The sequence below is a fragment of the Nonomuraea sp. NPDC049129 genome (assembly GCF_040648495.1).
In the GTDB taxonomy this organism is placed as follows: domain Bacteria; phylum Actinomycetota; class Actinomycetes; order Streptosporangiales; family Streptosporangiaceae; genus Nonomuraea.
Map to the genome: position 1 here is coordinate 1 of NZ_JBEZDU010000027.1, position 12,191 is coordinate 12,191.

Below are 12,191 nucleotides of genomic sequence, written 5' to 3' on the forward strand. Positions count from 1 at the left end.
TTACATTCCGAACCCGGAAGTTAAGCTTCCCAGCGCCGATGGTACTGCACTCGGGAGGGTGTGGGAGAGTAGGTCACCGCCGGACAATCTTTGATTGCAGAAAGGGCTCCACGCACGCGCGTGGGGCCCTTTCTGCGTTGTGGGCCAGGCGCAATAGGTCGGGCACAAGCAGCGGTGGGCTCTGCTCTACGGGAGTGGCCTGTTTGCGGCCAGGAAATGTACAAGCTTCGGATTGCAGCCCTGAACCGCGGTGTGGCCGATTCAGGACGTAGCCGACCGCACCGCCGAGCAGCCGCAGGCGCCGGATCGTACAATCAACGGCTTACCCGCGGAGAACGAAGACACCCCAGCCGATGTAGTCCCTGCCGTACTCGAGATAAGAGTCGCGTGCATGGTCCAAGAATTGCCGCAAGGCCGACGCATCGGGGTCGTCCGGATTTTCGCGTAGCCATTCGCTCAGTCCACCGTTGAGCGGCGACGTACCTGTCCCAGGTGTCGTGGTTCGCCAGGACCATTTCCACCAACTCATAGCCGGCGTCTTCGATGAGCTTGGCTGTACCGGACAGCGAAGCGAAAGAATCTTTCGGCACTTGGAGCGATGCACAGGCTTCGGGCGGTGGCGGGCTGATCCAGTAGCAGTCACCGACCAGGGCGAGTCCGCCGGGGCGGAGCAGGCGGCGTATGAGGGTGAGGGTGCCGGCGAGGCCGTTGCCGATCCACGCGGCGCCTATGCACGAGACGATGTCGTACGAGTGCGGCTCGTCCTCATAGGTCCCGGCGTCCGCCTCGATGAAGCGTACCTGGCCGGTCACATCGAGCTCGTCCGCGCGATCTCTGGCGGCGGTGAGAAAGACCTTGCTGATGTCCACGCCTACCCCGTACGAGCCGTAACGGGCGGCCCATTGGGTGAGCATTTCCCCCTTCCCACAGGCGAGATCCAGGTGGCGCGCGCCTGGTGTGATGCGGCAGATTTCGCCGAGGAGTTGCAATTTTTCGTCAGTGATGGGTTCAGAATGCGGTGCTGGGCCTCGGCGATCTCATGGAAGCGGAGTGACATGTCGAGCAGTTTTCCCGAAGCGGTCAATCACCGCGGCCGAATATGCGGGCCGGGCCAGGCTCGGTGACATGCTGCGGCTTGCTAGGCTGGTGGTACCGGGCCATCCCACCGCGGGTGGCCTTCGTCGCGTAAGGCCCGAAAATCGGGCGGCGACCTGCCACGGCGGACCGTCATGTGACGCACGGGTCTGCTGAGTGAGCCAACGAAATGGACCAGAAGTGAACAGTGATAACGGATCGGACGGCGGACAGCGCGAACGGGGCGACGGCGGAGACAAGCGTCCCCAGGGCGGCGACAGGAGCGGCGGGTATGGCTCCCGCGGGCGCGACCAGCGCGACTCCAGGGGCGACCGTCCGTTCCGTTCTGACGACAGGCCGCGCTCCGGCGACCGAGGGCCACGACGCGACGGTGGCGACCGAGGGGCGTCGCAGGATCGCGGATACGGCGAGCGTTCCGGATACCAGGGGCGCGGCGACCGGGGCACCGGGCGCGACGGCGGAGGATATCGCGGCCCGCGTCGTGAGGGTGCCTCCGGCGATGACCGGGGACCTCGTCGCGAAGGCGGGTTCGGTAGTGACCGCGGCCCTCGCCGCGAAGGTGGTTACGGCGGTCCGGCCCGCGAGGGCGGATTCAGCGGGGACCGTGGCCCCCGCCGCGAGGGCGGCTACGCCGGTCCGCGCCGTGAAGGCGGATTCGGTGGTGACCGTGGCCCGCGTGGCGAGGGCGGTTACCGCGGCGGCGACCGCGGTCCGCGTCGCGAAGGTGGATACGGTGGCCCGCGCCGAGAGGGTGGCTTCCGTGATGACCGGGGCGGGCGCGGTGGCGATGACCGACGTCCCTTCCGTGACCGTGACGACCGTGGCCCGCGTCGTGACGCCGGCTCCGGCGATGACCGTGGCCCCCGTCGTGAGGGTGGTTACGCTGGTCCTCGCCGTGAAGGCGGTTACGGCGGCGGGCCGCGCCGTGAGGGCGGGTTCGGTGGTGACCGTGGCCCGCGTGGCGAGGGCGGTTACCGCGGCGGCGACCGCGGTCCGCGTCGCGAAGGTGGATACGGCGGCCCGCGCCGTGAGAGTGGCTTCCGGGACCGTGATGATCACCGGCCGGGTGGGTTCCGTGAGCGTTCTGAGGGTGGCGACGATCGTCGTTCCTTCCGGGACCGTGATGACCGCGGCCCTCGTCGCGAGGGTGGTTACGCCGGTCCGCGTCGTGAGGGCGGTTACAGCGGCCCCCGTCGCGAGGGCGGCTTCCGCGACCGTGACGGCGGTGGGGATCGTCGTGGTTTCCGTGACCGTGATGACCAGCGCCCGGGTGGGTTCCGCAGCGACCGGGGTCCGCGCCCCGAGGGCGGCGGTGACCGAGGTCCCCGCCGTGAGGGCGGCTTTGACCGGGGTCCGCGTGGCGGCGACGACCGCCGTCCGTTCCGGGACCGCGACGACCGTGGCCCCCGTCGCGAGGGTGGTTACGGCGGTCCGCCCCGTGAAGGTGGGTTCCGCGACGACCGCGGTTCGCGCCCTGGGGGTGGCGACGATCGTCGTTCGTACCGGGATCGTGACGACCGCGGCCCTCGTCGTGAGGGCGGTTACGGTGGCGGTCCGCGCCGTGAGGGCGGTTACGGTGGTCCGCGCCGCGAGGGTGGCTTCCGTGACGATCGGGGTCCCCGGCGCGAGGGTGGCTTCCGCGACCGTGACGATCATCGGCCGGGGGGGTTCCGTGAGCGTTCTGAGGGTGGCGACGATCGTCGTTCCTTCCAGGATCGTGACGACCGTGGCCCTCGCCGCGAGGGCGGTTACGGCGGCCCGCGCCGCGAGGGTGGCTCCCGTGACGATCGGGGTCCCCGCGAGGGTGGTTACCGCGACGACCGGGGCCCGCGTGGCGATGACCGTTCCCGCCCGTTCTCGCGCGACTCCCGTGATGACCGGGCGTCCAGCGGCACTCGTGCCAGGTTCGGCCGTACCGAGGACGACGCTCCGAAGCGCGAGCCGCTGCCCGAGGTCGCGCCCGACATCACCGCCGAAGAGCTCGACAAGGAAGTACGCGACGAGCTGCGCTCCCTCCCCGGCGACCTCGCCGAGCTGGTGGGCAGGCACATGGTCGCCGCCGAGCGTGCGCTGGAGGAGGACGACCCCGATCAGGCTCACGAGCACACCAAGGTGGCCCGCCGGTTCGCGGCCCGCATCGGTGTCGTACGTGAGGCGGCGGGAATCGTCGCCTACCGGGCTGGGCACTTCTCCGAGGCCCTCAGCGACCTGCGCGCGGCGAGGCGGATGACCGGTTCTGACGCGTATCTCGCGGTCATGGCCGACTGCGAACGCGGCCTCGGCCGTCCGGAACGCGCCCTCGACCTGGTCCGCTCGCCCGAAGCCGAACGCCTCGACAGGGCGGGACGCATCGAGCTGTCCATCGTGGAGTCGGGCGCCCGCCGCGACCTGGGCCAGAACGACGCCGCCGTCATCACCCTGCAACGTCTGCCCGAGCTGCGCGATCCGCAGGCGAAGCCCTGGTCGGCTCGTCTCGCGTTCGCGTACGCCGACGCGCTGGCCGACGCGGGTCATCAGGAGGCCGCGACCGATTGGTTCGCCAAGGCGATGGCCTTCGACGAGGACGGTGAGACGGACGCCGCCGAACGGTACGCCGAGCTGACGGGTGCCGTCATCGAGGACGTCGAAGAGGACTTCGACGACGAGGACGTCGATGACTACGAGGACGACTCCGACGACGCGGGTACGGCCGGCCAGGCCGACGCCATGATCGAGCTGGACGAGGACGTCGACGAGGACGCGGCCCTGGCTGAGGCAGACGACCTTCTCGACGACTCCGAGCCCACCGACGATCAGTCTGCGGAAGCCGAGCCGGAGGACCAGGAGGATGAGCCGCTCGGTCGGCAGGATGCCGATGATGAGCAGGACGGCGCGGAGGACCGGCAGGGCGCCATCCGTGAGCAGGACGGCTCTGCCGCCCGGGAGGACGCCGACGACGAGCAGAACGGCTCTGCTGACCGGGAGGACGCCGACGACGCGCAGGACGGGCCTGCCGCCGAGGCGGAATCCGCTCCTGAGCAGGCGAAATCCGCTTCCGAGCAGGAGGCCGCCGAGTCCGGCGAGCTCCGGGACGGTTCGGCGAACGCCTCGAAGGACGTCCCGAAGGGCGCCTCAAAGGACGCTTGGAAGGACGCCTCGAAGGATGCCGAGCCCGATGAGCTGCTGGACGACGAGTCCGGCACGGCAGAGTCGAGCGTCCCGGAGCCCAAGGCCTCTGCGATTGAGACCCCGATGGCGCTAGGCATCACTCCGGCGTTCATCGAGCCCAACTTCGGCGACATCCTGGACCAGCCCGACGAACCAGCCGAGGACGCCGCCAAGCGCGACTCCCAGCGCGAAGACTGACGTCCTGCTCCGCCGTACACCTTCCACGGTGTACGGCGGAGTTCTGGTACGGCACTTCGTACCAGAAGTCAGGGTGAGACGCGGTCGAGCCAGTGGTAGATGCCCGCGACGTTAGACGGAGCGCCACTCAGGAGCTCGAACTGCTCCGCCGTGTCATCGTCCGCCTTGAGCGCTTGGTACCGCTCCATGGTCCGGTCCCTGACCATGGCGATGGCGTGGTCGAGGTCGAGGCCCTCCGTGTGTACCTGGCGGGTGAGATCGACCCAGACGCGAAGTTCCTCCGCGGAGCGTTCGAGCGTCTCCTGTACGGCGCCGACCGGTCCGTAGTGGCTGAACAGCAGCCGCTGCGGGCCGAGTGCCTTGAACAGCGAGATCGAGTTGAGCGCCGTCTCCAGGTCGAAGTCCGGAGGCGGGGTGGCCGGGCGCAGGTCCCCGGTCTGAGGCAGGTACACGCCGGCGGCGTCACCTACGTACAGATCGCCAGTGGCGGAATCGATGAGACCCACATGGTGCTTGGCATGACCGGGGGAGTAGTGGCTGTTCAGCGTCCTTCCGTTGCCCAGGTCGATGGATCCGGTGTCGCCGAGCGCGACGATGCGGTCGGCCTCGGTGGGCGATAGTTCACCAAATAGCGTGTCAAGGCGGTCACCCCACACCATCCTCGCGCTGGCCATCAATCTGGACGGATCGGCCAGGTGCCTGGCCCCCTTCTCATGCACCACGATCTGGGCGGACGGGAAGTACCTCGCCATGTCCCCAGCGCCGCCGGCATGATCGAGATGGATGTGCGTGACCACGACCGTGGCAAGGTCCTCAGGGCCCACGCCGAGCGAGGCGAGTGCGTCACGGACCACGGGCGCCGAGGTCGAGGTGCCGGTCTCGACCAGGCATGGGCGGTCACCCAGGATCAGGTATCCAGCCGTGATGCCCGAATAGCCGGCCATCTTCGTATCGATCTCATAGACGTCGCCGCCCAGGGCGGTGATGTTGTCCACAGTCACTCCTGATCCGCTGCCGTTATCCCCAGAATGGCGTTCGAGCCGATCCGGCGTACCCCTCATCGTAAAGAGTGATCTCACCAGAACCCCGATGGGAGGACGACAGTGGACCGCAACGAGGTCGTACTGGTGGGAAGGCTGTCCGCGACGCCAGAGGAAAAGCCCCTGCCGAGCGGCGACATCCTCACGAAATGGCGCCTGATCGTGCGCCGCCCGGAAAACAGACGCGGCCAGACGATGACGGACAGCGTGCCATGCGCGACCTTCGATCCCGAGGCGGCCGCCTTCGTCCGCAACCTCAGACCCCGCGACACCATGGAGATCAAGGGCGCTTTCCGCTGCCACGTCTACGGCCCGACCGCCGCCAAGATCTGGCGCTACGAAGTCGAGGTCACGATGGCGAAGGCAGCCCCACCTGACCCAGCTGACCAGCCGAGGCCCTCACGACCGCGCCGAAAGCCTTTCCCACTCGCACAGAGCCGACGGCTCGGCAACGACCCGGAACCGCCGGACGCTCAGGAGTGCCGACGAGGCCCGGCCCCTCCGCCAACCCCAAAGCCATCCGGAAACGCGATGATCCAGGACAAGCACGACATCCTCCCGTCTATCCCCTCGCCACGCCCAGCCCCGGACCTGGCCCCGACCGGCTAGCTCGCTATTCGGGCGTGGCACCTCGTGGAATTGTCCGGCGGTCGCCTGCCGATCGCCGGACGATCGACAGCGGGGCCCGGGGCCGGGGGTCAGTGACAGGGGAGCGCGCCGAGCCACACCGTTCCTACAGGTAGTCGCACTGCTCGCCACCCGTGCGCTGTTGACATCCCGCAGACTGGTGTAGTTGCCTCAGCCACTCGGCCCTATTCGCCCTGGTAGAAGCCATACAGCCAGATCGTGGATCCACCACTCAGCGGGACGTCATCGCGGCAACCGCCTACGCTCGTGAGGACGCCATGGATCTTCGGCTGGGGACGAAAGTCCACCACTTGATGGGCCGTCATCTTGCGGGTAACCGCCGTCGCTGGTCCAGAAGATGACGGCCCATCGAAGGCGTATCTCCTGGGCTTATGCGCTCAGGCCCATTAGATCGTTGATCCACCGCTCGGCGGGGACACAAGCGTCCAGATCGGTGCAGTTAGGTCGTGGTGCGGCGCAACTCAGGAGGTCGGTATCGCTATTGATCGTCTACCGCGGTGGCCGGAAACGTTCATCGGCTTACGATATGTAACCGGCGATGGTCTTCGCGCACACCAGCGACTCGGTACGCGTGGTGTCCACCTCCAGGTCATAGACCATACCGTCGTGTACCGCCTCCGCCTGGGCCACGGCCATGCCCGGGATGCGGTCTCCCCGAGCCCGCTCGCGGTCGGCGGCGACCGCGCTGTCACACCTGACGCCGACCCACAGGACGTCGAGCCCGCCTAGAACTCTCTGCCACTGCTGCTGGGAGTCCCCTCCCCCGAGAAGGACATCATCGATGATGACCCGGGCTCCGGCACGGGCCATCGTGGCGATCCCCTCCCGCCACGCCGTCTGCAGTTGCAGGAACTCCGGCCCGACGGTCACAGCTCCGTCGGAGGCGATCTTGAGTCCCGTGTCCGATGTCATCATGGATTCGGGCATCGCCTCGATCATCGAGTCGACACCTCCGATGGCAAGCCAGGGCTGCGGCAGTACAGCCTGCAGGCTCCGGACGATCGAGGACTTGCCCGCGCTGGATCCGCCATTGAGCACGATCACCTGCGTTGTCACGGCGTACACAGTAGGGGAGCCGCCTCAAGGAAGTGAAACGATTTTCGGCCGACGCTGCCCTGCCGCTGCGACCCGGTGAACGTTTCCGGTCACTGCGCCGGCCGGGCCGTTGCGTCGCCGATCAGCAGCGGTACACGAGGACGGAGCAGTTGAGCGGTGACTGCTCTGGTCGCTACGCCATTCTCGTACTTACAGCCTGCGCTCAGAAGGGCTCTTTACAGTGCTGAGTGGTGTCCCATCCAGTGGTGGATCAACGATCTCGCTGTGCGTTTCCTACGTGGGCGAACAGGGCTGAGCGGGGGAGAAACCACACCGCTCTGCGGGACTTCGTCGTGGTATGCGGTGATGGAGCCGTCCAGGCCGCCGTCGTCGAGCTGCCAGCGCTGCTCCAGCCGGCGGCATTCGTCCTTGCGGAACAGCGCGGGATTGTCGGTCAGCAGGCTGCCGAAGGCCCGCTTCAGCCCGTCCTCGCTCGTGCCCTCCGGAGCGGGCAGGAGGGACGCGAGCGCGGCCAGCTCGCGATCGGCGGTGGCCCGACTCGCCTCAGCCGGTGGCGAAGGTACGGAGGACGAGGCCCGTAATGGGCTTAGGGCCGAAGGAGGTTGATTTGCGAGGCACGCGCTCGCCCCCCGCCGCGATGGCCAGCACGTCGTCGACGGCTAGCGGCTTCAGAATCACGGCGGTGCCGCCCGTATCGAGAGCCAGCTGCAGGGCGGCCTCCGGGTCATGATGCACGATCCGTACGGCCTGCTGATCGTCCTGCATGCCCCACACCTTGGGCAGGACGAACTCACTGAGGATGGAGATGTTCAGCGAGTTCCACAGATCGGAGCGGTCCGCAGGCATGGCACGGGCGAGCTGGACCGGATCAGGGTTGGTGAGCAGGTGGCAGCCTCCTTCGCCGGCGAGCAGAAATGCGGGCTCCCCTGCCGCCTGGAGCGCGGCCAGGCCCTGGTCGAGGGTGGCATGATCGTGGACACGCCATGACCCCTTGGCCTTGGCCGCCGCCTCGGTCAGGGGCAGGCCGGGGATGACGCGGTGAATGGCCTTGAGATCGGGCGGGTACGCGGTCGAATCGACGAGCAACGCCAGCCCGAAGTCCCATGGACCAAAGGTGGACTGTCCCTGCTCGCCGCCACGCGCGTGCTGCCCCGTGGGCTGCTGGACGCCAGACACTGATGCGGTGGCGGGTCCTGGCACCTGGCCTGGTTCGGTGCTGGTTGCTGGGCTTGGTTTGGTATGGCTTGCTGGGCCCTGAGCTGGTGTCGGGTTGGTTGCCGGAACCTGAGGAGGTGCGGCATCGGGCGTTGAATGCCGAACGGGTGTGGCAGGGGGCGCTGACGGCTGGGCCGATGCGACGGAAGGCTGAGCGCCGTGGAGCGGCGCGGGTGTTGGCTCTGCTGGCGCGTTGAGGTGCGGTGTGTTCAGTGGCGAGGTGAGCGGAGGCTGTGGGGTGGTGGATGCCGGTGTTGTGGGAGCAGGCCATGAGGTGGAGGCGGGGACCTGGCTGGCACGGGCCGCGTGCTCCTGGCGTTGGAGGACCCGGTATGTCGCGTACCTGTGGTGGCCGTCGGCGATGAGGGCTTGGCGGTTTCGGAGGTCGGCGTTGACGGCGTCGATCTCGGCCGGATCCGTGATTGCCCAGAGGCGGTGGCGGAGACCGTCCTGCGTATCAGCAGTCACCAGAGGCGGGCGTGTCGACGCCACGTGATCCACCAGGAGGGTTGCCGTGCCTTGGCCGCCGTCGTAGAGGAGGAAAATGGGTTCGAGGTTGGCCTGGGTAGTGCTCATGAGGGCGAGCCGGTCGGCGACGGGTCCGGGGAAGATGTTCTCGTGGGGGAGGATGATGCGTCGAGCCGGGTCCGCCAGGGCCACATCCCCGATGAGGCCGCGCTGTAGGACGCCCGGTCCGTGCTGTTCGTACACATATAGAGCTGGTTGCTCGTCAGCGACCAGCACCTTCGCGTCCAGCCAGGCGAGGAGGGTGTCGCGAGCTTCGCAATAGCGCTCGTTCGCTGAGTGTTCGGGAGTGTCGGCAGACGGCTGGACCGCTGCATCCCCATGCGCCTCACCCTGAGGCTCATCGCTGGGTCGAATGTCGTCGAGTTGCTTGTCACTGTCAGCGGGCTGCTCGTCATCAGGCCGCCTGCCGCCGGGGTGGTCGTCGTGGAGCTGTTCGGCGGTTTCTCCCGGCGGGGTGTCGTATTGGCTGACGGCTGGGTCGGCGCGTGTTCCGGCGGGGTGGTGACCTATCGGGGCCGGAGATGTGTCGCTGTCGTGATCGCCGGCTGCGATTCCGGCGCCGTGCTCGTGGGTGCTGATGGAGTCATGGGGTTGGGGGATGGTGACGGCAGCGTCGGGTGCGCTCTGATCGTCAGGTGCGCTCGGACGGGTGTTCACCGCTGGGTCCAGCGCGGGGCTCACCGCTGTGGCAGCGGGTTGTTCGTCGGCTGTCGTCGCAGCGGTGGCAGCGTGGTGGGAGGTGGCGCCAGGCGTCGTGCTGTGGTGAGGGGCGGCACTGGTGGGGGTCTTGTTGTGGTGGGTGGCGGCGCCAGGTGTCGCGCTGTGTTGGGGGGAGTCGGGAGCGGGTGGGTGTCCTTCGGGGGACTGGGGTGGCGATGAGCAGGGAAGGATGAGGCGGACGACATTGTTGGGATGGGAATCCAGGAGGGCGCGTTCATCACCCTCAGCGATCAGGTCGTACGGCGGGGAGGTCACCTTGGCGGGATCGTCGACCGTGAAGCGGACGCCGCGGAAGGGGCGTAGGAGCAGTCCATCAGGCGCTGGCAGTTCAGGATTCCCCATACCGGGCATGCTCCCATAAGTGTCCGGGTCTTCCGAAAGTCGCCCCCAAGCTCCCCACGCTCCTGATTCCGCGGCGAATTCAACGGAACCCTGTCGGCCGATGAAGGAGGCCTCACGCATGGTCCAAGGTAGAAACGTGCACGATGAATCCCCTGGGGCTCCAGGGGGTGGCGTTTACGACTGGTATCAGCGCGGGGTGAAGCTTTTGAAAGAGGGCAGTCCGGCAGCTGCTGCCGCTCTGCTCGAGCGTGCCGCTGCTGCGGAGCCCGATTCGCGCAGCATCAGGGAGGCTCTTGCGCGAGCGCAGTTCAATTCGCGGCAGTACGCGGAGGCTGCGGCGAGCTTCCGCCAGATCGTCGATGCCAATCCGACTGAGGATTACGCCTATTTCGGGCTTGGGTTATCGCTGTGGCGAACGGGCGACATTGAAGGGGCCCAGGAACCCCTTGCGATCGCTGTGGCCATGCGGCCGGATGAGCGTCACTACGTGTCCGCGCTGAAGAGCGTCCGTGCCACTCTGCGGGCTCGGCGTGAGATGTAGACGCCTATCCAGATAGGACTATCCAGATAGGCGGTTGGCCGCAGCGGTGGCGATCGGCGTTCGTATCGGCTGCGCCCTGGAGCGGGCGGCAAGCCGCATGATGGGCTCGCGGTTCAGGTCGCCTCGGTGCTCGACTACGGTGTTGTCCTGCTGCGGGCCGCCGATTCGGAGCCGCCGTCTCCTACCACCGGCAGCAGCTCACGGGAGCCTCGCCCTACGACCGTCCATCGCTGAGGGATTGGCAGCACTTCGCGTACGTGCTTCGCATCAACGGCGAGTTGGAGGAAGCCGTCCGGCACGCGGGACGCCATCCGGTGCTGTCGGGAGGCGCTGGGCGTCGCGGCGAGCTACCTGCGGAGCCAACGCCCGCCCGCTCGTGTCGTGCGCGGGGGCGTGGTCATGCTGGAGATCCGTGCCGGGCTTGGCGAGAGTCTCCATATGCTCGGTCGGCTGGCCGAAGCCGAGGAGGCTGAGCACCGTGAGGCGTTCGATGGGTACGGGCCCTCCTTCGGGCCCGACCGTCCGGATGCGCTCGTCCAGCGTGGACGGCCGGCGGATCTGCTCTCTGTCCAGGGTGAGTTCGGCGAATACCGGGCCTTGCTGAACACCCACGACGGGTCGCGCCGGAGCGTCTGATCCGCCTTGTGCCCCCGTGATCGGTGCTGCGTGTTGATCGTGCGAGTGGTTCGATTTCGTTGGAGATGGCGGGTGGTCAGTCCTTGGTGAGGACGATCGCCAGGCCGGAGAGTACGTCGTTGATCTTGTTGGCGTCGAAGCTGGCGGGGTTGAATTGGTCGGCTGAATCGAGGCCGAGCCATTCCAGGCGCTCCTGGTGTTCGTCGTGGGTGGGATCGGCGAGGATCTCGAGGAGATATTCGTAGCCCCAGACGCCACCGGAGTCCTCAGGTGGTCCCGCGCGGCGTCCGGTCAGGCAGCGTGGATAGGCCGTGCCGGGCTCGGCGTCGGTGATGGCTTCGACCAGGATGTCGTGTTCCCAGTCGTCGCCGAAGTCGTAGGTGTAGCGGAGTCGGTCATTGGCCCGGGGAGCGACCTGGTCGAGCCGGGTGGAGGCCGCGCTGCGGATCTCCAGTTCGCGGTCGGTGTCGCCGAAGCGGCCGGTTGCGGTGTCGAAGACCCACATGTGGTAGTTCTGCCAGCCGAAGGACGCCTGGATGACGTCGTGCAGGTGCCGCAGCGTACTGTCCGAGGCGACCTCCAACCGGCGCCAGACCGGTGGTCGGGAACCGCGCAAGGTGACCTTGATCGTGTGAACCGTCTGCTTCGCGCTGGGGGTGTTCGTCACAGCGATTATTCTGCCGCGCGGCTGGGTTCGGCGTGGGTAGTGGGCTTAACTAGGCTGCTTGTGGACGGCTCTGAAATGGCATATTTGGGGTATTTAGCTCGTTCGGTCGCATGGGGTGCCGTCATTGGTGTCGGTGTGCGAGATCAAATCCATGTGCGGTGTGCGGAAAGTGGATCTGACATTACGGGCGGGCTGCTTTCAGGTGGCCGATTCGTGGCATCCAGCTATCCGCCCGAATCCGTGCAGCGCTCCATGCGCGGCCTTCGCCCCATATGGCACCTCTGCCTCATGTGCCTCGTGGGCACCGTTCGCCTGCGTGGCCATCCGTGCCGTGCAGCGCTCCTCGGTCTTGGCCGCG

The 12,191-nt window shown here is 67.5% G+C and carries 10 protein-coding genes, 1 rRNA gene and 1 pseudogene; 5 read left to right on the top strand and 7 right to left on the bottom strand.

Annotated elements, in window-relative coordinates; genetic code table 11:
- Positions 1 to 85 (top strand): 5S ribosomal RNA (gene rrf, locus AB0B64_RS49210); the annotation flags it as partial.
- Positions 86 to 314: 229 nt separating this feature from the next.
- On the opposite strand, the gene AB0B64_RS49215 is transcribed toward rrf, so the two are convergent.
- Entirely contained in the window at positions 315 to 989 is a 675-nt protein-coding gene (locus tag AB0B64_RS49215) for a methyltransferase domain-containing protein (RefSeq protein WP_358195032.1), read from the bottom strand.
- A gap of 238 nt (positions 990 to 1,227) precedes the next feature.
- The gene (locus AB0B64_RS49220) at positions 1,228 to 3,195 is read right to left on the bottom strand and encodes a hypothetical protein (RefSeq protein ID WP_358195036.1); all 1,968 of its coding nucleotides are present in this window, start codon (positions 3,193 to 3,195) and stop codon (positions 1,228 to 1,230) included.
- On the opposite strand from AB0B64_RS49220, the gene AB0B64_RS49225 reads away from it, so the two are divergent.
- Positions 3,145 to 4,440, top strand: coding sequence for a hypothetical protein (locus AB0B64_RS49225; protein WP_358195040.1), 1,296 nt, complete (start codon positions 3,145 to 3,147; stop codon positions 4,438 to 4,440). The genes AB0B64_RS49220 and AB0B64_RS49225 overlap by 51 nt on opposite strands.
- 68 nt (positions 4,441 to 4,508) lie before the next feature.
- On the opposite strand, the gene AB0B64_RS49230 is transcribed toward AB0B64_RS49225, so the two are convergent.
- Positions 4,509 to 5,435 carry an MBL fold metallo-hydrolase gene (locus AB0B64_RS49230; RefSeq protein WP_358195044.1) on the bottom strand — a complete coding sequence of 309 codons (927 nt, stop codon included), beginning with the start codon at positions 5,433 to 5,435 and terminating at the stop codon, positions 4,509 to 4,511.
- 108 nt (positions 5,436 to 5,543) lie between these two features.
- Between AB0B64_RS49230 and AB0B64_RS49235 the strand changes: the two genes are divergently transcribed.
- Positions 5,544 to 6,089 carry a single-stranded DNA-binding protein gene (locus tag AB0B64_RS49235; protein ID WP_358195049.1) on the top strand — a complete coding sequence of 182 codons (546 nt, stop codon included), beginning with the start codon at positions 5,544 to 5,546 and terminating at the stop codon, positions 6,087 to 6,089.
- Positions 6,090 to 6,647: 558 nt separating this feature from the next.
- Here the strand turns inward: AB0B64_RS49235 and cpt are convergent.
- From cpt to AB0B64_RS49250, 3 genes and pseudogenes are all read right to left on the bottom strand, one after another.
- Positions 6,648 to 7,184, bottom strand: a complete 537-nt coding sequence (cpt, locus tag AB0B64_RS49240) for a chloramphenicol phosphotransferase CPT (protein WP_358195052.1) — start codon at positions 7,182 to 7,184, stop codon at positions 6,648 to 6,650.
- A gap of 543 nt (positions 7,185 to 7,727) precedes the next feature.
- On the bottom strand, positions 7,728 to 9,584 hold the full coding sequence (locus tag AB0B64_RS49245; protein ID WP_358195647.1) for a DUF1015 family protein: 1,857 nt from the start codon (positions 9,582 to 9,584) through the stop codon (positions 7,728 to 7,730).
- Positions 9,585 to 9,800: 216 nt separating this feature from the next.
- Positions 9,801 to 10,109, bottom strand: a pseudogene (locus AB0B64_RS49250) (DUF1015 family protein); the annotation flags it as partial.
- Between AB0B64_RS49250 and AB0B64_RS49255 the strand changes: the two are divergent.
- Both AB0B64_RS49255 and AB0B64_RS49260 read left to right on the top strand, forming a co-directional pair.
- Entirely contained in the window at positions 10,108 to 10,530 is a 423-nt protein-coding gene (locus AB0B64_RS49255) for a tetratricopeptide repeat protein (protein ID WP_357958326.1), read from the top strand. The pseudogene AB0B64_RS49250 and the gene AB0B64_RS49255 sit on opposite strands and share 2 nt — an antisense overlap.
- 399 nt (positions 10,531 to 10,929) lie before the next feature.
- Positions 10,930 to 11,166, top strand: a complete 237-nt coding sequence (locus AB0B64_RS49260; protein WP_357958328.1) for a hypothetical protein — start codon at positions 10,930 to 10,932, stop codon at positions 11,164 to 11,166.
- Between the two features lie 76 nt (positions 11,167 to 11,242).
- On the opposite strand, the gene AB0B64_RS49265 is transcribed toward AB0B64_RS49260, so the two are convergent.
- On the bottom strand, positions 11,243 to 11,833 hold the full coding sequence (locus AB0B64_RS49265; protein ID WP_357958329.1) for a plasmid pRiA4b ORF-3 family protein: 591 nt from the start codon (positions 11,831 to 11,833) through the stop codon (positions 11,243 to 11,245).
- Positions 11,834 to 12,191 lie beyond the last annotated feature (358 nt).